24 protein-coding genes and 1 other annotated feature are annotated in these 22,091 nt (G+C 33.7%); of the genes, 22 read left to right on the top strand and 2 right to left on the bottom strand.

All coding sequences use genetic code 11. The features are described 5' to 3' along the window. Window positions 1–53: 53 nt before the first annotated feature. The 9 genes from EDD63_RS00120 (at window position 54) to EDD63_RS00080 (ending at window position 9,138) form a co-directional block, all read left to right on the top strand. The gene (locus EDD63_RS00120; RefSeq protein ID WP_134167227.1) at window positions 54–722 is read left to right on the top strand and encodes an MmcQ/YjbR family DNA-binding protein; all 669 of its coding nucleotides are present in this window, start codon (window positions 54–56) and stop codon (window positions 720–722) included. Window positions 723–806: 84 nt separating this feature from the next. After that, a complete protein-coding gene (locus EDD63_RS00115) occupies window positions 807–2,264 on the top strand; it encodes an alpha-amylase (protein WP_134167225.1) in 1,458 nt (485 codons plus the stop codon). A gap of 109 nt (window positions 2,265–2,373) precedes the next feature. Beyond that, window positions 2,374–2,637, top strand: coding sequence for a hypothetical protein (locus tag EDD63_RS00110; protein WP_134167223.1), 264 nt, complete (start codon window positions 2,374–2,376; stop codon window positions 2,635–2,637). Next, the gene (locus EDD63_RS00105) at window positions 2,634–2,882 is read left to right on the top strand and encodes a hypothetical protein (RefSeq protein WP_134167221.1); all 249 of its coding nucleotides are present in this window, start codon (window positions 2,634–2,636) and stop codon (window positions 2,880–2,882) included. The genes EDD63_RS00110 and EDD63_RS00105 overlap by 4 nt, the downstream gene beginning before the upstream one ends. Next, window positions 2,863–4,596 (top strand): hypothetical protein, encoded by a 1,734-nt coding sequence (locus tag EDD63_RS00100; RefSeq protein WP_134167219.1) that lies wholly within the window; start codon window positions 2,863–2,865, stop codon window positions 4,594–4,596. Before EDD63_RS00105 ends, EDD63_RS00100 begins: the two co-directional genes overlap by 20 nt. A gap of 4 nt (window positions 4,597–4,600) precedes the next feature. Beyond that, window positions 4,601–5,128, top strand: a complete 528-nt coding sequence (locus EDD63_RS00095; protein WP_134167217.1) for a hypothetical protein — start codon at window positions 4,601–4,603, stop codon at window positions 5,126–5,128. A gap of 114 nt (window positions 5,129–5,242) precedes the next feature. Beyond that, window positions 5,243–5,476: a binding site (T-box leader), on the top strand. Between the two features lie 37 nt (window positions 5,477–5,513). Then, window positions 5,514–6,785, top strand: coding sequence for an O-acetylhomoserine aminocarboxypropyltransferase/cysteine synthase family protein (locus EDD63_RS00090; protein ID WP_134167215.1), 1,272 nt, complete (start codon window positions 5,514–5,516; stop codon window positions 6,783–6,785). Between the two features lie 2 nt (window positions 6,786–6,787). Beyond that, the gene (locus EDD63_RS00085; protein ID WP_134167213.1) at window positions 6,788–7,699 is read left to right on the top strand and encodes a homoserine O-succinyltransferase; all 912 of its coding nucleotides are present in this window, start codon (window positions 6,788–6,790) and stop codon (window positions 7,697–7,699) included. A 149-nt stretch (window positions 7,700–7,848) separates the two neighbouring features. Next, on the top strand, window positions 7,849–9,138 hold the full coding sequence (locus EDD63_RS00080) for a neutral/alkaline non-lysosomal ceramidase N-terminal domain-containing protein (RefSeq protein WP_166667483.1): 1,290 nt from the start codon (window positions 7,849–7,851) through the stop codon (window positions 9,136–9,138). 61 nt (window positions 9,139–9,199) lie between these two features. On the opposite strand, the gene EDD63_RS00075 is transcribed toward EDD63_RS00080, so the two are convergent. Further along, entirely contained in the window at window positions 9,200–9,400 is a 201-nt protein-coding gene (locus tag EDD63_RS00075; RefSeq protein ID WP_134167208.1) for a cold-shock protein, read from the bottom strand. A gap of 235 nt (window positions 9,401–9,635) precedes the next feature. Here EDD63_RS00075 and EDD63_RS00070 point away from each other — a divergent pair, with 235 nt between their 5' ends. After that, the gene (locus tag EDD63_RS00070; protein WP_134167206.1) at window positions 9,636–9,908 is read left to right on the top strand and encodes a GNAT family N-acetyltransferase; all 273 of its coding nucleotides are present in this window, start codon (window positions 9,636–9,638) and stop codon (window positions 9,906–9,908) included. Window positions 9,909–9,948: 40 nt separating this feature from the next. Here EDD63_RS00070 and EDD63_RS00065 read toward each other — a convergent pair whose 3' ends face one another. After that, window positions 9,949–11,862 (bottom strand): aconitate hydratase, encoded by a 1,914-nt coding sequence (locus EDD63_RS00065; RefSeq protein WP_134167204.1) that lies wholly within the window; start codon window positions 11,860–11,862, stop codon window positions 9,949–9,951. A gap of 250 nt (window positions 11,863–12,112) precedes the next feature. Here EDD63_RS00065 and EDD63_RS00060 point away from each other — a divergent pair, with 250 nt between their 5' ends. The 12 genes from EDD63_RS00060 (at window position 12,113) to EDD63_RS00005 (ending at window position 22,040) form a co-directional block, all read left to right on the top strand. Then, entirely contained in the window at window positions 12,113–13,468 is a 1,356-nt protein-coding gene (locus EDD63_RS00060; RefSeq protein ID WP_134167202.1) for a citrate synthase, read from the top strand. A gap of 2 nt (window positions 13,469–13,470) precedes the next feature. Further along, a complete protein-coding gene (locus EDD63_RS00055) occupies window positions 13,471–14,466 on the top strand; it encodes an isocitrate/isopropylmalate dehydrogenase family protein (protein ID WP_134167200.1) in 996 nt (331 codons plus the stop codon). A 69-nt stretch (window positions 14,467–14,535) separates the two neighbouring features. Beyond that, complete coding sequence (locus EDD63_RS00050) at window positions 14,536–15,297, top strand: hypothetical protein (RefSeq protein WP_134167198.1); 762 nt, start codon at window positions 14,536–14,538, stop codon at window positions 15,295–15,297. A gap of 125 nt (window positions 15,298–15,422) precedes the next feature. After that, window positions 15,423–16,142 carry a GntR family transcriptional regulator gene (locus tag EDD63_RS00045; RefSeq protein ID WP_134167196.1) on the top strand — a complete coding sequence of 240 codons (720 nt, stop codon included), beginning with the start codon at window positions 15,423–15,425 and terminating at the stop codon, window positions 16,140–16,142. A 61-nt stretch (window positions 16,143–16,203) separates the two neighbouring features. Then, on the top strand, window positions 16,204–16,647 hold the full coding sequence (locus EDD63_RS00040; RefSeq protein WP_134167194.1) for a PTS sugar transporter subunit IIA: 444 nt from the start codon (window positions 16,204–16,206) through the stop codon (window positions 16,645–16,647). A gap of 9 nt (window positions 16,648–16,656) precedes the next feature. Beyond that, the gene (locus tag EDD63_RS00035) at window positions 16,657–17,391 is read left to right on the top strand and encodes an SIS domain-containing protein (protein WP_134167192.1); all 735 of its coding nucleotides are present in this window, start codon (window positions 16,657–16,659) and stop codon (window positions 17,389–17,391) included. A gap of 16 nt (window positions 17,392–17,407) precedes the next feature. Next, entirely contained in the window at window positions 17,408–17,674 is a 267-nt protein-coding gene (locus EDD63_RS00030) for a PTS sugar transporter subunit IIB (RefSeq protein ID WP_134167190.1), read from the top strand. Window positions 17,675–17,683: 9 nt separating this feature from the next. Beyond that, window positions 17,684–19,045 carry a PTS ascorbate transporter subunit IIC gene (locus EDD63_RS00025; protein WP_134167188.1) on the top strand — a complete coding sequence of 454 codons (1,362 nt, stop codon included), beginning with the start codon at window positions 17,684–17,686 and terminating at the stop codon, window positions 19,043–19,045. Between the two features lie 117 nt (window positions 19,046–19,162). Next, window positions 19,163–19,789 (top strand): pyroglutamyl-peptidase I, encoded by a 627-nt coding sequence (locus EDD63_RS00020; RefSeq protein WP_134167186.1) that lies wholly within the window; start codon window positions 19,163–19,165, stop codon window positions 19,787–19,789. 55 nt (window positions 19,790–19,844) lie between these two features. Then, on the top strand, window positions 19,845–20,660 hold the full coding sequence (locus EDD63_RS00015) for a Cof-type HAD-IIB family hydrolase (protein WP_134167183.1): 816 nt from the start codon (window positions 19,845–19,847) through the stop codon (window positions 20,658–20,660). Beyond that, entirely contained in the window at window positions 20,657–21,199 is a 543-nt protein-coding gene (locus EDD63_RS00010) for a hypothetical protein (protein WP_134167181.1), read from the top strand. Before EDD63_RS00015 ends, EDD63_RS00010 begins: the two co-directional genes overlap by 4 nt. A 127-nt stretch (window positions 21,200–21,326) precedes the next feature. Beyond that, window positions 21,327–22,040, top strand: a complete 714-nt coding sequence (locus tag EDD63_RS00005; protein ID WP_134167179.1) for an MATE family efflux transporter — start codon at window positions 21,327–21,329, stop codon at window positions 22,038–22,040. Window positions 22,041–22,091: the final 51 nt, after the last annotated feature.

The following is a 22,091-nucleotide window of genomic DNA, read 5'->3' as shown; positions in this document are numbered from 1 at the left end:
TTGCACATGCTTTTCTTATACGCAAGTGACTGTCTACATGATATGATAGGTACATGAAACGAGTCGATTACATTTTTGAAAATGAACAAGTTAATTTTGATACATTAGAAGCATATGGATTTGTGCAATCAAATTCAAGATTTGTATACACTACGAAAATTGTAAATGAGCAATTTATAATGAAAGTAGAAATTGATATGGAAGGTCATGTGCAAACCAAACTGGTTGATGTAGATACAGATGAACCATATCTTTTACATGAAGCAAACATTGAGGGCGGTGCATTTATAGCCACGGTTCGTTGTGAATATGAAGCGGTGCTTATTGCGATCAAAGACGCATGTTTTGAACAAGGAATCTTTCATAGTCAACAAGCCCAAGAGATTCTACATTATGTTCGTGAAATGTATCATGCAGAACTTGAATTTCTATGGGAGAAGTTTTCTGATAATGCGATATTACGTCGTGCAGATAGTAATAAATGGTTTGGGACAATGATGTGTATTTCCAAACAAAAACTTGGCCTAGCAGATACAAAAAAAGTAGAGGTTATCGGCTTACGTGCAAAACCAGAAGAATTAGAACACTTGATTGATTATAAACGATATCATATTGGCTATCACATGAATAAGAAACATTGGTATACGATAATTCTTGATGACTCTGTGCCTATTGAGGAAATAAAACGTCGCATTGATACAAGTTACGAATTAGCCCTCTAGTTTGATTATGATTGATATCCTCTTGCTTTAGAGTTTTGTTAGTGCCAAAAAAAGGGTATAATAGGTAACGAAGAATGAGGGAATATGAAGAGAAACAAGACAATTTTACAGGGATTTGAATGGTATGTAAAAGCCGATGCGAGTCATTGGCGTTTTTTAGCAGATAAAGCAAATACGATCAAAGAAGCGGGAATTACAGGTGTATGGTTACCTCCAGCATATAAAGGTGCACAAGGAATCGATGATGTAGGATATGGAACCTATGACTTATATGATTTAGGAGAATTCGATCAAAAAGGAAGTGTACCAACAAAATATGGAACGAAACAAGAATATCATGATCTTATTGATACATTTCATTATTGCGATGTTCAAGTATATGCCGATATTGTTTTTGATCACTTTTTAGGAGCAGACGAAACCGAAGAAGTAGAGGCCTTACGTTTTGCCGATAACAACCGAAACAAAGTTATCAGTCAACCAGAAAGTATTCTTGCGTGGACGAAGTTTACTTTTCCAAATCGCCAGCAAAAATATAATGATTACACATGGACATGGAAAAACTTTAAAGGTGTAAATCATGATGAACGCACAGGAAATAATGCTATTTGGGGATTTGAAGGAAAACAGTGGGAAAGTGAAGTTGACCACGACAATGGAAACTATGATTATTTAATGGGTGCCGATTTGGATATGGACTACAAAGAAACGGTGGAACAACTTGATTTATGGGGGCGTTGGTATCTTGAACAAACCCATGTGGATGGATTTCGCATTGATGCCGTCAAACACATTCAATTTTCATTTTTTATCGATTGGCTAAAAAAGCGAAATGAAGAAGCTGGACGTGAACTATTTGCAGTAGGTGAATACTGGAATGGAGAAGTCGAACGTTTGGAAAATTACTTAGATTCATGTGGTGGGATGATGCATCTATTTGATGTGCCATTACACTTTAATTTATTCCATGCAAGCAGTTCAAATGGTACATACGATATGCGAAAAATCTTTGATCAAACCTTACTTGCTTCAAGACATGATTGGGCAGTTACCTTTGTGGATAATCATGATACCCAACAAGGACAAAGCTTAGAATCTTGGGTAGAGGAATGGTTTAAATTACAGGCCTATAGCTTGATATTACTTAGAGATGAAGGAATTCCTTGTGTTTTTTACACCGATTTATTTGATGTACAAACAGGAGAAGTAAAGACACCAATTCGTACCATTATCAAAGCGCGTGAATGTTTAGCGTATGGCTCACAAATGGATTATTTTGATGATCCAGATATTGTTGGGTTTACTCGTTATGGAGATTTGGAACATCCAGATTCAGGAATTGCCATTGTTTTAACCAATGCAAAAGGTGGAAGTAAACGCATGAGTGTTGGGGCAATGCAAGCCGGTCATATCTTTGTGGACTGTCTTGGAAATCGTAGTGAGAAACTGGTGATTGAAGAAGATGGTCGTGCTCAATTCCCAGTGAATGATGGTTCCGTTTCCATTTGGGTAAATGAAACTGCACTAAGTAAAATAAAGTAGAAAATACAAAAAATACTACATTTTTCGAATTTTAGGTAAAGCAAACGAAGATTGACGAAAAAATCTCAACTGTTATAATTATATAATTAAATGATATGAGGGGAAAAGAATGCCAGTGCGAGTTAATCATAAGTATATAAGTAGTTTTCTTAATAAACTACAAACTAAAGTAAAAACAACTATCAATCAAGTAAAATATTCATCTGCTACTAATCTATCTACACAAGAAAGAATTTCATTTCAAGCAAATGAAACTTTTACTATACACAAAAGTATTCATAATTACTTTAAAAGAGATATAGGTAAAGTAGAAACTATTTCCAAAAACTTTAAAAATCTTGATGCGAAGATTGGAGATGAAATTGGAAAATGAATAATAAAGATGTGTTGTATATACAAAAAGGGAAACTTGAAGAACTAAGAGAATTATTAAAGGAAAGCAATGAATTGTTTGCAAATCTTTATGAGATATTTCCTTTGACTGACAGTGGGAATATGTCAAAAGAAAGCTTGGATATTCATAAAAGGGCAATGAATAAAGTAAGTCAAGAGTTAGAAGAAATAGAAAGAGAAATAAGTAAAGAGGAGGAAACAGATAATGAAGTCCTTCCATCTTAGAGAAATGCAAAACCAATTCAGTGATTTAAATAGTGCATTAAGAGAAATGAAAGAAACTAGTCAATCTGTATTGAAAGAGATTGATGCTTTTTGTGTGAATCAAGAATTACAAGGACAAGCTTTTGCAGCTCATAAACGTTATATACGGAGTGTGTATTATAATTTATATCAGATTCATATTTGGTTGTGTGAGGAACTAATTCGATCAAATCGAAGTACTGAAAATCTATATACATGTATGCTCGGAGATCAATATCTTAATGAGGAAGAAATTGAGACGATAATTATGAGTATAAACGGAATGTTAAGAAAATTGGAAAGTATGCCAATGCAGTTTACTGCAGGAATTGAAGAACTATATCAATATAATTTAAGAGTTTTGAGAAGAAAGATAGATGATCTTTATGATTATGACATACAAGCAAATAAGTATTATGATCACACAGAGATATACATTCAACAGTTAAAGCGCGGAATTGAAGTAGTAAAGGATGTAAGTTTTGATACTAAAAAACTGCAGTTTACAGATGTTGATTTATCATGGGTAGAAGAGTCGAAAGACGCATATTTATCTAAATACATTACTGCAGATGGTAAATTGACTGAAGAAGGAAAGAAGTATATCGAAAGAATACTCAAGAAAGATATTGGTGACGTTAGTCGTGAAGAATTCGAAAATATCACGGATATTATCATTCGCATTGATGAAAGTGAAATGCCATTAATTATGACGTATGGATATAATGTGCCATATGACATAACACGAATATATGACACAGAAAAATCACAGGTGAAGAATGGGTATTCACCTTCACCTCTATTTCAATTAGTACTTTTTATGAGTGAACATAAACTACGAGAAGAAGGAATCCTAAATGTAAACAACAAAGATTTCGAATGGGAAAAATATGCGAAACGATTTGTTAAAGTAGAAGCAATGTTGGAAATGAGCATACAATTAGATTATGTGTTAGATCTAAGAGGTATATTAGGAACAGAAACATTATTTTCATATGACGAGATAGATGGAAAAGGATTGCTTACTGGAGTATCGTTTGCAAATTCAGGTAATAACAATGCTGTGGAATTTGAAGTAAAATCACATGGTCGATTAGGAGAAAAAGAAATGATAATCGATTATGTAGAAAATAAGCGAATGATGGATCGAGTAGATACTCTACTAGGATTAATGAGTTATGGTGTCGGATTTATGGATCAAATAGGAGTACTAACTGTAGTAGATGGTGCAATTGCACTGTCAGATATTATGAATGTGTATGGAATTGATTCAAAGCAAATAGAAAAGTATAAAAACGGAAAGTATACAAGTACTTCAAGATTTACAGATGAAGATGTATTACTTAATTCAGGGTTGGTAGATGAGTTTGATCTGAAGTGTATAACAGTGAAAAATAATACACAGTTTATTCTTAGTGAAGCTACAGGAAAAGCAGTAGATAATTATAATCAGAAGTTAGATGCAATAGCAACGTATGGGATTGATCCAAGTAAAATAAAAAAAATAAGTGAAATACAAGATATGTGTATGAGTCTTGAAGGTTGTGAGTATATTGATGACAAAAAGGGGACAATATATATTAGACTTCCTAAAGTAGATGTAGCAGATTTGTATAACGATTTAGAATATGTGAATGAGATTGAAGAGATTGTAATACGAGTTGAAAATTTTATGAATAAGAAAGTAGGGGAGTAATACTATGAGAAAAAAAAGAATCCTAAGTGTATTGATTGTAATGTGTATGCTGATAGGATGCAATCAAACATTCAGTGGAGAAAAGTACCAAGAGAAAATGGATAAGGCAGGAGTCATAATTGACTCAATTGATACTCGATCAACTTCAATAAGTGTTACTCTCGATCCAAAGATTGATTTAGGAGTGAATTACAATCGATTATCACGAGGGTTAGGAAAGAAAATATTCTCGATTGACTATAGATATGAAGGAGATAAGAATATTGTTATATTTGATAGTATAGATAATAAACGTGAAAAAAAGGCAAGGTTTTATAATAGCAAAGATACTAATATGACATATTGTATGTACTATTATGAAACAGAAGAAACTGATTGTGATGAAGAAGTAATTGAAAGCATGAAGGAAGCAGAGGCATGGGTAAACGAATATTATAGAGAATATGGATTGAGTCATGAAGGTTTCTTTGATTACTTGGAATGGTATGTAGAACAAGGATACGAAGATATAGAATACAATCCTGAAGGATAGAAAAATAGAGAAACATTTAAGTGAGTGAAAGCAATTACTTGATTAGTTGTCAAGAAAATATAAAAAATACATTTCGTGATTGACACTGAAAAGTGATATGTTACAATGTAAAAAACAAAAACGAAGAAAAGAAGAGTAACTAATGGCGTCATTCTTAGAGAGTTCTGGATGGTGAAAAGGAACATTGATATAATTAGTGAAGATGGTCTTGGAGTTGTATACATGAGCATTTGTAAATGTATATCGGGTTCGCCCGTTAAAGCGATAGTGTTTGTTAGAACACGAAGAGGTATAGTCTTGTGAAAGCTATACGAATATAGGTGGTACCACGAATCTTTCGTCCTATGGATGAGAGATTTTTTTGTTTTATAAGGGGGATGTACACATGAAAGTAGAAACAAAAATATTACACAGTGGCTATGAAGCGAAAAATGGAGAACCTAGAGTTTTACCAATTACGCAAAGCACAACATTTGCATATGATTCAACAGAATATGTTGGTGACTTATTCGATTTGAAAGTTCCTGGCTTCTTTTATACGAGACTTGCAAACCCAACAACTGCAGCAGTTGAAAAACGTATTGCTGAATTAGAAGGTGGAGTTGGTGCACTATGTACAAGTAGTGGACAAGCAGCAAGCTTTATTGCCATCTTGAACCTAGCCCACAGTGGGGATCATATTCTTTCAAGTAGTAATATCTATGGAGGAACATACAATCTATTTGCGCATACATTAAAGAAAATGGGAATTGAAGTAACATTTGTAGATCAAGATTTACCATTAGATGAACTAAAAACATATCTTAAAGACAATACAAAAGCAGTATTTGCTGAAACATTAGCAAACCCACAATTGAGTGTATTAGACTTTGATAAGTTTAGTAAGCTAGCGCATGATCATGATGTACCATTGATTGTGGATAATACATTTCCTACTCCATATTTCTGTAATCCATTGAAACTTGGAGCAGATATCGTTACACATTCAACAACAAAATATCTTGATGGACATGCAGTAGCTGTTGGTGGATGTATTGTAGATGGAGGAACGTTTAATTGGGACAATGGAAAATTCCCACAAATTAGTGAACCAGATCCTTCATACCATGGATTAAGTTATACAAAAGCATTTGGTAAGCAAGCTTACATTACTAAAGCACTTGCACAGTTGATGCGTGATTTAGGATGTACACCAGCACCACAAAATTCATTTTACTTAAATCTAGGAATTGACACATTACACTTACGTATGGACCGTCACTATGAAAATGCATGCAAAGTTGCAACGTGGTTAGAAAATCATGAAAAAATTGAATCGGTGAACTATCCAGGTTTACCATCAAATAAATACTACAGCCTCCAACAAAAATACTTACCAAAAGGTTGTAGTGGCGTATTATCAATCATTTTAAAAGGTGGGCGTGAAGATGCTGCAAAATTATTGGATAACTTGAAATTAATTAAAATGGAAGTTCATGTTGCTGATAGTGCAACTTGTGCTTTACATCCAGCAAGTGCAACACATCGTCAATTAAGTGATGAAGAACTAGAAGCTGCAAATATTCCTGCAAATCTAGTGCGTATTTCTATTGGTCTAGAAAATGCAGATGATATTATTGCGGATCTTGAACAAGCACTTACACATGTTGGAGTTTAGTTTTGCCAATTAATGTACATGATGACTTTCCTGCAAAAAAAGCATTGGATCAGGAAAGTATCTTCGCTTTATCCAATGAGCGAGCAATGTCGCAAGACATACGACCTTTAAAATTGTTGATTGTAAATTTAATGCCAAAAAAGGTGGAAACAGAAATTCAATTATTGCGTTTAATCAGTAAAACACCTTTACAAGTGGATGTCGATTTTCTAAGAATGGAATCACACACATCAAAGAATACGGATATATCACATTTGCATAAATACTATTTACGATTTGTAGATGTGAAAGATACAAAGTATGATGCTTTGATTATTACTGGTGCACCTGTTGAACAATACGCATTTCAAGATGTCGATTACTGGGATGAACTATGTGAAGTAATGGAGTGGTCAAAACACAATGTAACAAGTACTTTACATATTTGTTGGGGTGCACAAGCAGGTCTTTATTATCACTACGGTATTGAAAAAGTGGATTATGATGAGAAACTATTTGGCATCTATAAACAAGAACTTGTAGGAAAACATTTTGTGGTTGGTGGTTTTGATGAAATATTTGACTGTCCACAATCACGCTATACGGGAGTCAATGAAGTGCAAGTATCAAATAGTGATGCACTTACAGTACTTTCAAAAATGAGTGATGTCGGTTCAAATATGATAATGAGTAAAGATGAAAAGAACTTCTTTATTTTAGGGCACTTAGAATACGATTTAGATACACTTGCAAAAGAGTATATTCGTGATGCAAATAAAGGTCTTGCGACTGCAAAACCGCATAACTATTTTGTTGGTGAAGATCCAAAACGTTTACCATACTATACATGGCGAGCACATGCGAATTTACTATATCAAAACTGGTTAAATTTTATTTATCAAGAGACACCATATAATGTTGATGATATTCAATGATAGAGATGTATAATGCATCTCTTTTATTTTTTACTGAAAACGTATGAAAACTTCACGAAAACTTCATACAATGATGTTACAATAGTTTCATTATCTTTCATTGCTTAATGAAAAAAGGTATAATAGAAGATGAGAAGGGAAGTGAATGTATGAAAATAGGCTTTGCCCAAGTTGATATTACACCAAAGGTCGGTATTGAATTAGCCGGTTTTTTAGGTAAGCGTGTATCAACGAAAATCGATACACCACTTTATGCAAAAGCATTGGTGTTTCAAGAAAATAAAAAACAATATTTATGGTTAACTCTAGATATTGTCGCGGTAGATTATCATTTCTATAATGAACTTAAAAGAGAGTTGGAAGTACGCCTTTACAACTTTAGTGATATTCAAATTATTGCAACACATACGCATTCTGCTCCAAAAGGTGTGTGTGAATCGAAATCTTTACAGGACCTATTTGGTGAAGTAGACGAGGCTTTTTTACGTCATCTAGCAGTAAATAGTATTAGTGCTGTAAAAAATGCAGTTATGGATTTAAGTGAGTTTACTTGTTCAGTAGCCCAAAAAGAAGTAGAAGGGGTTGCTGCAAGTCGTCATGATCCATATATACCAATTGATAATGTAGTGACAACATTTAAGTTTGAGCGTAAAGATAAAGATCCAATCTTGTTGTATCATTATCCTGTACACCCTACGATTTTACGTGCGGAAAGTACTGCGATTTCTTCAGATTTAGTTGGTGGAATTGCGCATCATTTACCAGAATATAAAAACCAAATGTTTTTAAATGGGCCTTCGGGTAATATTAGTACACGCTTTACCCGTAAAAGCAGTACTCCTAGAGAGGTTCGTCGTTTAGGTAAAAAAGTAGCAACAGCAATTAAAGAATCACTAGTGGAGGCTCGTGAAGTGCCACTTGATGAAATTTATGCACTTCATTTTTCGTATGATATGAAAAAACGCGAACTACCACCACTTGAAGTTTGCCAAAACCAAATCGATAAAGCACAAAAACATTTAGATCAAGCGATTGCCGATAACTTACAAGATCCTATGGAAATTCGTTTTCTACAAAGTATTGTGGAAGGGGAGACCATGTTTTGTAACTTAATCAAACATGATGATGGTTTACCAACACAAGAAATTCATTTTGCGATTGTCGTTCTTGGACCTATCAGTTTTATCTTTATGCCATTTGAGATGTTTTCTACGCTTGCAAATAAATTAGAGTGTGAGGATTGTATCGTTGTAAACTATGCAAATGGATATGCATATTACTTACCTGATAAAAGTGCCTATGATATGGAATACTATGAGGCATTAATGACTTACTATGAAAAAGGTGAAGGGGAAGCATTTGTACACTTCATCAATGAAAAGGTAAAAAAGATCAAAGAAAGAATTCGTGAAAAACATAAAGAAGCAGTATTGGACTAAATGCCAATACTGCTTCTTTGCTTAAAAAAAGACGATTCGTATGAACCGTCTAGATTGTTAATTATACTAATGTAACGTTAACAGCTTTATCACCACGTGGGTCAGTTTCTACGTCAAATTGAACATAGTCACCTTCTTTTAAAGTTTTGAACCCGTCTGCGTTGATGTTTGAGTAGTGTACGAATACATCTTTACCACCATCAGTTGTGATAAATCCAAATCCTTTTTCTTCGTTGAAGAATTTTACTTTACCTGATTCCATTAAGTTGTACCTCCTGTCTATAACAATAAGAGGTATTACTGAAACTCTAAAGCCAACCTACTTCTTACATTACTCTTGGATTGTAACACACTAAATCTAAAACAACAAGCGAATTTACGTATTTGAGTGAAAATCGTTTTATTTTCAAAGTATAAGAAAACAATGATGAATATTGCATAACATTAGATTTATATTGTTAAGTAAATTATAATAATTGTAATAGGAAGGTGATCATATGAAAATAGAAAGAAAAAAAGATGCCATTATAATGGTGAATGAAAGAGGCGAAGAAATCGCAGCTTTAGAATATCGCGAAGTAAATAATGTATATCACTTGATGAGTACATATGTAAATCCAGCATATCGTGGACAAGGACTTGCTGGGGAACTGATGGAAGAAATGGTAACATTACTAAAAGAACAAGATGCGAAGGCTTCTCCAGTATGTGGCTATGCTGTAAAGTACTTCTCATTACATCCAGAATACAAAGAATACTTAGATCGATAAAAAAATCCCTGCATTTATGTGAGTGCAGGGATTTCTATATTTATTGCATTGCTTTAATGTAGTTTAGTGTACCACCAGCTTTGATAATATCAATGTCATATTGACTTAAGCCATGGTGTACTGTATATGTTTTATCTTTTGTTTGGTTAATCACCATAAGTGGAGTGTCCACTGCAAGTTGATCTAAGTTGTTGATGTCTAAATCATCCATTTCATCAATTGTGTCATAGTCTGCTTCGTTATCGAATGTTAATGGAAGAATTCCAAAGTTCACTAAGTTTGCTTTATGGATACGGGCAAAACTTTTTGCGATAACTGCTTTGATACCTAAATACATAGGTGCAAGTGCAGCATGTTCTCTTGATGAACCTTGTCCATAGTTAGCACCTGCGATAATGTATCCACCACCATATTCTTTACATACTTTATCGAAATCAGGTTTGTTGTTCATGAAGATGAATTCTGAAATCTTTTCAATGTTACTACGGTATGGTAAGACTTTCGCACCTGCAGGAGCAATATGGTCAGTAGTAATGTTGTCTTCTACTTTAATCATAACTTTTTTATGAATGTGATCATCCAATGGTGTGTTGATTGGTAGTGGTTTGATATTTGGACCACGTACAATTTCTTTTTCTTTGTCACAGTCTGGAGTTAAAATCATTGAATCATCAATCATAAATGCATCTACATCGCTTGGTAATTCAAAATCGACTTTACGAGGGTCTGTAATCACTCCTGTCAGTGCACTAGCTGCTGCTGTTTCAGGAGAAACTAAACATACTTTTGCGCTTAATGTACCACTACGTCCATAAAAGTTACGGTTAAATGTACGTAATGATAATGCATTTGTAATTGGACTTTGTCCCATTCCAATACAAGGACCACAAGTTGCTTCTAGAATTCTAGCACCACTAGAAATCATATTACTTAATGCACCATTTTGAGTAATCATTTGTAGTACTTGTTTACTACCTGGTGAGATAACTAAACTAACTGAAGAATCTACTTGTTTACCTTCAAGAATGTTACCAACAATTGTTAAATCACGTAGTGAAGAGTTTGTACATGAACCAATAGCAACTTGGTCTACATGCATTCCTTCAACTTCAGATACAGGAACAACTGCATCTGGTGAGTGAGGCATTGCAATCATTGGCTCCAATGCATCTAAGTCAATGTGGAATACTTCATCATAGATTGCATCTTCATCTGCTTTTAATTCAACCCATGCATCTTCGCGATTTTGTTTCTTCAAGAAATCTTTTGTAATTTCATCAGAAGGGAAGATAGATGTTGTTGCTCCAAGTTCTGCTCCCATATTACAAATAGTTGCACGTTCTGGAATGGATAAACTTTCAATTCCAGGTCCACCATATTCAACAATTTTTCCAACTCCACCTTTTACACTCATAAGTTGTAAAACTTTAAGGATAATATCTTTCGCACTAACACCTTTTCGTAGTTTTCCAGTTAAATTCACATTAACCACTTGTGGTGTAGTTAAGAAGAATGGACGACCCGCCATTGCACAAGCAACATCAAGACCACCTGCACCCATTGCAATTGCTCCAATACCACCAGCAGTTGGTGTATGTGAATCACTACCTAGTAGTGTTTTACCTGGAGCTGCAAATCGTTCTAAGTGAACTTGGTGACAGATTCCATTTCCTGGTTTTGAGAAGTAGACACCATATGCATTTGCCACAGTTTGTAAGTATTTGTGGTCATCAGCATTTTCAAATCCACTTTGTAATGTATTGTGATCAACATAACTCATTGAACGTTCTGTTTTTACTTTATCAATTCCCATTGCTTCCAGTTGTAAATATGCCATGGTTCCAGTTGCATCCTGTGTTAATGTTTGATCAATCTTAATCCCAATTTGTTTACCTTTTTCATAGGTACCTTCCACTAGGTGAGCTTGTAATATTTTTTCGCATAACGTAGCCATCGTTTGTCCCCCTTTATAATAGTTGTTTCATATTATACCATAAGTCGATGCAATCCGCGGACTAAAATCATATTATTTGTGTTTGTAGGGAATACATGTGTGCGTCATGTACAATACACTTCCTAATATGAAAGAATATCATTCTATGAAAATATTTACATATTCAATATTGTAATAATTTACATTAGTGCTTAATTTTTGAGTCAAAAAATGATATAATCAGTAGAACTAGTGTTATAGAGGTGGATATATGGATAAAAGATTAGAAAGATTTTTTGAAAAAGCAAAAGAAATTGGTTATATCGATAAGCAATTATATAAAACGCATTCGGTGAAGAATGGATTGAGAAATGAAGATGGTACAGGAGTTTTGGTTGGACTTACAAAAGTCAGTGATGTTGTTGGATACTGTCGTGAGTGTGAAACGAAAGTTGACCAACAAGGACAATTGTTTTATCGCGGAATTGAAATCAATGAAATTGTTGATGGTGCAAGAAATAAAAGTCGTTTAGGTAAAGCCAATCTATTTGAAGAAACAAGTTTCTTAATCATGTTTGGGTATTTACCAAATCGTGAAGAGTTGGAACATTTCACAAGAATTTTACATAAAAAATTCCACCTACCAAAAGACTTTTTGGAAAGTAAAATCTTACGTGCTCCAACGAAGAATTTAATGAATAAGCTTCAACAAGATGTGCTTACTTTATACAACTATGATAAAACACCAGATGATGTAAGTTTGGAACATATTATTGATCAAGGGTTGCACATTGTAGGAAAAATGCCTTGTTTAGTTGCATACAACTATCAAAGCAAAGTTCACTACTTCGAAAATGAAAGTATGTACATTCACCATGTTGATGAAGATTTAAGCTTTGCTGAAAATATCTTACAAATGATTCGTCCAGATCAAGAGTTTACAGATTTGGAAGCACATTTATTAGATATCATCCTTGTTGTTCATGCTGACCATGGTGGTGGACCAAACTCGACATTTGTAAATGTAGTAATGTCAAGTACAGGTACAGATATCTATTCCAGTTTTGCTGGTGCCATTGGTTCACTAAAAGGACCAAAACACGGTGGTGCAAATATCAAAGTTTGTCAAATGATGGATGATGTGATTGCAGATATTGGATATGAAGCAAGTGAAGCACAAATCAAAGAAGTTTGTGAGAAACTACTTGCAGGTAATTACTTTGATCAACGTGGGTTAATTTACGGAATGGGACATGCAGTATACACACTAAGTGATCCTCGAAGTGAAGTATTAAAAAATGGAGCAAGAGAACTTGCAAAAGAAAAGAACTTAGAAACAGAATTTGATTTCTATGAGCGCTTTGAAAAAGTAGCAAAAGAAGTTATTAAAGAAAAGAAAGGTATCAATGTTTGTAGCAATGTGGATTTCTACAGTGGCTTTGTCTACGAGAAAATGTTAAACATTCCACGTGATTTATATACACCACTATTTGTATGTGCACGTAGTATTGGTTGGCTAGCACATAACATTGAAAACCAAATGTACAGTGGAAAAATCGTTCGTCCAGCAACAAAATACGTTGGCGAAATCTGCGAATATATCGATATAGAAAAAAGGGGAAATTAAACATGAGAAATATTACAGTATTAAAAGGTGATGGAATCGGACCAGAAATTTGTTCGGAAGTAGTTCGTGTTCTTGAAACACTAAAATTAGATTTAAACTTTGAAATGTATGAAGTTGGAGAAGCTTGTTATGAAGCGTGTGGAGAGTTAATTCCACAAGCTGTATTTGATTCAATTGAAAATAATAAAATAGTTTTAAAAGCACCAATTACAACACCAATTGGTAAAGGGTTTAAGAGTTTGAATGTACAATTACGTAACAAATATAACTTGTACCAAAACATTCGACCTGCAAAAAGTTTACCAAATATTGATACACCATTTAAAAATATCGATATTATTACATTTAGAGAAAATACAGAAGATTTATACATTGGTGAAGAAGTACAAATCGATGAAAATACCGTACATGCAATTAAGTTAATTACACGAGAAGCAAGTACAAATATTGCCAAAGCAGCATTTGAATACGCTGTAGCAAATGGACGTAAAAAAGTAACATGTGTTCATAAAGCAAACATCTTAAAACTAAGTGATGGCTTATTCTTAAGTGTCTTTAATGAAGTCGCAAAAGAGTATCCACAAATTGAAGCAAATACGATGATTGTAGATAATACATGTATGCAACTTGTGATGAAACCTGAACAATTTGATATTATGGTAATGCCAAACTTATATGGAGATATTGTTAGTGATCTTACAAGTGGACTAATCGGTGGTCTTGGATTATTACCAAGTGCAAACTTAGGTGAAGATTTCGCAATGTTTGAAGCAGTTCATGGAAGTGCTCCAGATATCGCTGGACAAAACAAAGCAAACCCACTTGCATTATTACTTGCTGCATGTTTGATGCTTGATTATTTAGAATATCGTGATGAAGCTACAAAAATCCGTAATGCTATTGATGAAGTATTAAAAGAAGGAAGTGTACGTACTGCTGATATTGGTGGAAGTGCTTCAACAACTGAATTTACAGATGCAATTATTGCTAAGCTATAGGATATCCTATGGCTTTTTTTTATGGTTCAAATTGTAAATATGTTAAAATTATATAAAACAGGGGGAACTATGAATAAAGTAATAAAAGTAGTGAGTGTGTGTATGTTGCTTTTTGCAACAAGCGCTTGTAGTAAAGAAAAGAGTGCTTTAGATATGTATGATGATCTCAGTGCGAAAGAAACATATGATAAAGCAATTGATCATTTCAATGAAAATGTGACATATTATCGAGGCGAACATAAGAAAGTAAATGGTAATGTGGCAAATACTGTGTACATGAATAGCGAACATCTAAAAACAAAAGATGGTGTAATGTACTGGGAAAACTTTGAATTTGTGACGTTAAATGGTGAAACAGTTGATTTGTATAACATTGATGATGCAAAAGGAACGCTCTATTATTCGTTTGTTGACTACGATGAAAATGATACAAGTATTTATGCATTTGAAAATACAGAAACAAATTCGTCAGATGTTTTAATTAAGAAATTAAATGCACGAAATTCAGATGTACATCGCCCTGAAAATATGAAGTACACAAAAAGAGAAGTGGATGGCAAAATTGAAGTTTCTGTAAAATATGATGCATATCATACGGAATATGAACAAAGTGCAAACTATGCACCAGAAAAAGCATATGAGAAATTTGTTATTGGTAAAGATGGATTCATTGAATCAAGTATTACCAAATGCAATGTGAATCCGTATATGGTTTTCAATAGTAGAAACAAATACTTAGATATCAATAAGAAAAAAGATATACAAATTGATGAAAAAATTGATCAACTTCAAGCACAAAATGGTAAAGTGATAGCAGAAATCATAGACTAGTTAATGACAAATCATAAATGTAAATACCTTTAAGAAACAGTGTCCTAATCAAGAGATGCTGGTTTTTTTCTGTTTTGTATTGACAACTGGTTATAACCAGTTATAATGAAAGTAGGTGGTGTTATATGAATAAAACAGATAAGGTTCCAGTGTACTATCAATTGGCAAATAAAATTGCTAAGAACATTGAGGATGGTGTTTGGAAAAAAGGAAAACCAATACCATCAGAACGAGAACTTGAAAAGATTTATAAAGTAAGTCGTATCACAGTTCGTGGAGCAATTGATGAATTGGTGAAAGCTGGTAAACTAGAAAAGATTCAAGGGAAAGGAACATTTGTACTAGGAAAAAGTATTGTTCAAAACTTAGGAAACTTGTATAGCTTTACTAGAGAGATGGAAAAACAAGGAAGAATTTCATCAACCAAAGTAATAACAAAAACAGTAATGAAAGCAACTGCTAAGATTGCCAATCAATTGGGGATCAAAGATGGGGAAGATATTATATTTATTGAACGTCTGCGTTGTGCTGATGATGAACCGATTATGATTGAAAAAACATACTTTAGTTATCAACATTATGGTTTTGTTATGGATATTGATTTGAACGAGAGATCATTATATAAAACTTTAGAAGATGAGTATGATGTAAATATCAATCGTGCAATTGAAACATTCTCTGGTTGTATGTTAACTGAAGATGAATGTAAAAAACTTGGATTTAAGAAAAACCATTTTGGTATGTTAGTAAAACGTACATCGTTTTGCGATGAAAAAGTGATTTGTTACTCAACCACAGTTGCTGGTGGAGATACATTTGAATTTACAATTAAGTTAGCTATCTAGCTTAATTGTATTATTTTCAATTAACTGGTTATAATGATATAACCAATAGAAAGGAGGGCGCATGTTAAAAGATATATTAAATGAAGCATTTGTTGAGACGGAGGTACGTGTTGATTCATGGAGAGATGCGGTAAGAAGCTGTGGAAAGCTACTTGTCGCAAAAGATAAAATCAAACCTATGTATGTCGATTCAATGATTGCTACTGTAGAAAAACTTGGTCCATACATGATTTTACTACCAGAGATTGCATTGTTTCATGGAGAACCAGGAGATAAAGTCAATGAGCCATGTCTTAGTTTAGTTACATTTGAACATGATGTTGACTTTAGTGAATTTAAAGATATCCATATTAAAGCAGCATTTGCATTTGCAGCAGTAGATAAAGATTCTCATATGGACATGTTGCAAAAACTTGCCATGTTGCTGCAAGATCAAGAATTTATTACTTTACTGAAATCACATGGAAGTAAAGAAGCAATACTAGAAAAAATACAAAACTATTAAGGAGCAAAGATGAAACAGAATGAATTTTTAGAAGTTGTTTTAAAACAACTCGAACAACAGTTTAGCCAAGAAGCTACACAAATTGAACAAGCTGCACAAGTTTGTGCAAAATCCATTATGAGTGATCGACTCATTCATGTGTTTGGTTGTGGACATTCTCAAATGTTTGCAATGGAACTGTTCTATCGTGCAGGAGGATTAGTTCCAGTAAATGCATTGTTAATCCCACATCTTGCATTATTTCCGAAAGCGAAATTAAGTACGATGCAAGAACGTATTGAGAACTTCTCGCAAGGATACTTAGATTTAGAAAACACGTCAGATAAAGATACGATGATTATCGTATCTATCTCAGGAAGAAATGCTGCAGCAATTGATATGGCAAATGCTGCAAAGGAAAAAGGAATGAAAGTCATTGCCTTAACTTCTAAACAATTTTCAGAATCACTAGGTTCACGTCATTCATCAGGTAAGAACTTACGTGATGTAGCAGATATCGTAATTGATGTGAAGTGTGTTAAAGGAGATGCAGCTATGTCAGTTGAAGGTTTAGATGTTAAATTTACAGGAACATCGACAATTCTTGGAATGACTGTATTGGATGGAATTAGTGCACGTGTGATTGAGTTATGTGTAGAAAATGGTTTTCAACCACCGATATATGTAAGTTCAAACTTAGATGAAGGAGATGATATCAACAAAGAATATATTAAAAATTACCGCGATTTGATTGGATGCTTATAAAATAAGAGGAGAAATTATGAAGATAATTACAGTATGTGGACTCGGTGTAGGTTCATCGTTAATTTTAAAAATGACAGTAGATAGTGCAATGAAGGAACTTGGTCGTGAATGTGATATCGAGCATTGGGATATGGGAACCGTAAAAGGAAAATCATTTGATATGCTTGTGACTGCAGAAGGCTTTAAAGACAATTTTTCGGATATGGATAATGTTGTGTACATCAATAACATTGTTGATGTTCAAGAAGTAAAAGAAAAACTAAACGAATATTTTAATAAGTAGGGAGGACATATGTTAGACTTTTTAATTGAAGTAATTAAGACACCTGCAATTGTACTTGGGTTAGTTGCCCTTATTGGTTTGGTGTTACAGAAAAAATCAGCTTCACAAGTGTTTGCAGGAACACTAAAAACTGCATTAGGTATGTTGGTATTATCAGCAGGATCAGGACTTATCGTAACTGAGATATTACCATTTGTTGAATTGTTTACAGATGTATTCAATTTAAATGGATTTGCGACATCATCAGAGGCAGTAGTTGGTGCACTTCAAAGTGCAATACCAATTGTTGCAAGTACAAGTAGTATTATTATGGCTGTAGGATTCTTAGTGAATGTAATTTTAGCTAGATTCTCACCACTAAAGTATATTTTCTTAACTGGTCATATGATGTGGATTTTATCAGTCGTCGTAGCTTTCTCATTATATAGAGCAGATTACAATGAAACGATGATCATTGCGATTGGTAGTGTGATTCAAGGGTTAATGATGGTAATTCTACCAGCACTAGCGCAACCAATGGTACGAAAAGTTACAGGCAATGATAATATTGCGATTGCACACTTAACTACATTAGGAACTGTGCCTTCAGCATATATCGGGGGATTATTAGGTGATAAATCAAAGAGTGCGGAAGATTTAAAACTTCCAAAATCATTGGAAATCTTTAAAGACACATCAATTTCAGTAGCGATTGTAATGGGTGTGTTCTATATGGTAGTTGTATTACTTGCTGGACCAAGTCGTGTTGGAGAATTAAGTGGTTCAACAAACTACATCTTATTTGGAATTATGAAAGCGTTAGGATTCACTGCAGGAATTCTTGTATTACTACAAGGAATTCGAATGTTCTTAGGGGAACTTGTACCTGCATTTAAAGGTATCTCAGACAAACTGGTTCCAGGAGCAATTCCAGGTCTAGATGTACCTGCATTATTCGGTTTTGCACCAAATTCATTAATGATTGGATTTGTTACTGCAGTAGCGGGAATGTTAGTTGCAATGGTTGTAAGTTCGCAAGTATTTGGAGCAGTACCATTAGTATCAATTATTGGAGCATTCTTTACTGGAGGTATAGCTGGTATTCTAGGGAATGCAACAGGTGGAAGAAGAGGAGCGATTATCTCAGGACTTATCTATGGATTCTTATTAATCTTCTTAAGTGCAATGTTATCAAATATGTTTGATTTCTCTGCATACGGTGTTGAAGGGGTTCAACATGACTGTATTGATGCAATGATCTTAACAATGATTCTTGCAAACCCTGTAATTGGAATAGCACTTATTGTTGGTGTATTTGTAATTCTTTGTTTCTTTCAAGCAAATCGAGACAGAAATATGGCAAAGAAAACAGACGAAGAAAAAGTAGCCTAACAATAGTATAGATTGTGCGAAAGAGAGGTTCGGTAAAATGAATCTCTTTTTTTCTATCCATATGACTTTGTATTTAAAGTGTAGCTTTGATAAGATAATACACATAAGAGGTGTATTATGAAAATACTAGTTACTGGATTTGAAGCATTTGGAAATGATGCAATCAATCCTACCGAAGCATTATTAAAACAATTACCAAAAGAATTTAAAGGAGCATCAATTGATACAGTATTGTTACCTGTTGTTGGCAAACAAACGGATAACATCCTACGCACCTATTTAGACAGGGATTATGATTGTGTAATTTCATTTGGTTTAGCTGGAGGAATTGATGAAATTCGTGTAGAACGTGTTGCAATTAATGTGGATGATTATCGCATTAAAGATAATGCAGGAAATCAACCAATTGATGAACCAATTGAGCGAACTGGAAAGAACGCATATTTTAGTACATTACCAATAAAACGTATTGTCGAAAAGTTGAACACAGATGATTATAAAGCTAGTGTGTCAAATAGTGCAGGAACGTATGTATGCAATCATGTGATGTATGAAGTTTTATACATTTTAGAAAGCACAAATAAACAAACAAAAGCAGGTTTTATTCATGTTCCATATTTGGATATTCAAGATAAAAAGCCTTCAATTTCTTTAGAGAAATTAACAGAAGTGGCGATTACGATTATTTCAACTTGCATTGCATACGATCAAGATGTGAAAGTAAGTGGTGGAAAAGAATATTGATAGAGAAGTAAATGCTATTTTTTGATATACTAGGTAAGGAAAGAGAAGGTGAAGTATGTATAAACTAATTTGTGTAGACTTAGATGGGACGTTATTAAACAGTCGCAATATGATAACGCCGCAAAATAAAAAAGCGATTCGTAAAGCGTTAGATGCAGGTATTGAAGTTGCAATTGTTAGTGGTAGACCAAACTGTTTTACCATCCGTATTATGAATCAAATCTCAGTAAAAATGAGTCATATTACTTTTAATGGAGGATATTATCGTGTTGCTGGGAAAAGTAGAACATTCCCAATACCAGCAAGTGCAGCAGATCAAATTGCACATCTTGCACAAAAATATAATGTAAGAACGTACTTTAAAAATAAAAACTTATCACTTTGTACGCGCACAGATCCAGGTGTACTAGATTATGATTTATATAAAGATGTAACACCTGAAAAAGATCGTATGGATATGTACTATAGTGTAGATACGCAAACCATTCTTGACCACGATACGGAATATCTAAAAATCATCTCTTTACAAGATGATGTGGATAGTTTAAATCAAATGGTCGATGAAGTGGAAAAGATTGAAGGAATCCGTTTATATCGTTATCCAGACTACTTTGAATGCTCAAGTATTGAGACAAGTAAAGGTTTAGCAATTAAAGCGGTATGTAAGGATATTGGAATTGATTTATCTGATGTAGTTTGTATCGGTGACAACTTCAATGATTTACCAATGTTTGAAGTTGCAGGTTTAAGTGTTGCAATGAAAAATGCACCAGATGCAGTAAAAGAAAAAGTTGATGTAGTTACTTTATCAAATGATGATAGTGGAGTTGCTTATGCAATTGAAAACTATGTCTTGAAGGAGCAAGAATGAAATATCCAGTATTAGAAATGGACAGAGTCCCACATGGATTTAAAAGTAGTGAATTGTCTTATATTGTTAGCTTTGATTTTGATGATGTAAATAATTTTGCAAATGATGATTTACATAAGAAATATTTATCCTATATTCAACGCGAAGTACACGGCTTAGTGGAAAACATGCATGTCATGTATCGTCCAGAAGTCGTTAAGATTAATGGACAATACTTTGTGTTACTAAAAGACAATATGGATATGTATAAAATCACAGAGACAGTTAAAAAAATCTTAGGTGAAATCGATCGATACACAGAAGGTAAAGTAGATGTAAAAGCGCATGTCTTAATGGCAATGCTTTTGCAAAAAGGAAAAGATGTTAGTTTCTTTAAAACAAAGAAAGTAGGAGATCCTATTTTAGAATCAGCAGAATACATGAATAGTGTAATCAGTGAAAAAAAAGACTTTGACTCATCAGAGTTAAGTTATGTTACACCTTGGGAAGAATTTGTTATGTTAGATGAGAAAAGAAACCAAGAGGCAAAAGAGAAATAGAAAACAGGGAACATCAGCAGGTGTTCCTTTTTACATCTTCTATAAAATTGCATTTGTTTGAGTCGCTATAAATAAAGGTCCATGATACGCTTTGATTAGGAAGAAATAGAAAAGGGTGAGGATCGAAATGAAATCTTTAAAACGGGATATTCTTTGTGTTTTGACATTGTCATTGCCAATTATTGTAGAAAATATCCTACAAACATTGCTCGGAACAGCGGACACCTACTTTGCAGGTCAATTAAATGATATTGCAATTGCAGGAGTAAGTGTTACCAATTTGATGATGAATATTTTCATCGCGTTTTTTACTGCGATAAGTGTTGGGACAAGTACGATAGTCTCAAGATATTTTGGACGTAAAGATTATAAAAATACAAATAAAGCAATTACACAATCCATCGATATTGGACTTGTCCTTGGTGTAGTTGTTGGTGTTATTTGCTTTGTGTTTGCTAGACCAATTTTACGAATTTCGGGTATTGAAGCAAGTGTGGTTGATTATGTACTACCATACTTTTTGATAGTGACTGTACCTGCAATCTTTTTGTGTTTACAACTTATATTATCAAGTTGTTTTCGTTCAATTAAAGACACACGAACACCTATGTTTGCGACAGGTGTTTCCAATGTGATTAATATTGGATTAAATGCATTGTTTATTAAAATGGGAATGGGTGTATTTGGTTTAGGTTTAGCTACAACAATTGCTCGTGCAATCGGTGTAGGACTTCTGTTTTTCAAGTTGAAAAGACATGATGCAGATATTGCATTTACATTTAAAGAATTTAAAGTGAGGCTTAATTCAACCAGTGCATACCAAGTCTCGATAAATCACTGATAAGTACTGAATAATTTATGTGTCTTTAAAGCATTTCTTGTGATGGTAAAA

The sequence above is a fragment of the Breznakia blatticola genome (assembly GCF_004365815.1).
GTDB classification, from domain to species: domain Bacteria; phylum Bacillota_I; class Bacilli_A; order Erysipelotrichales; family Erysipelotrichaceae; genus Breznakia; species Breznakia blatticola.
Note: the sequence above shows the minus strand (reverse complement) of the source record. Positions and strands in the feature narration are given on the sequence as shown.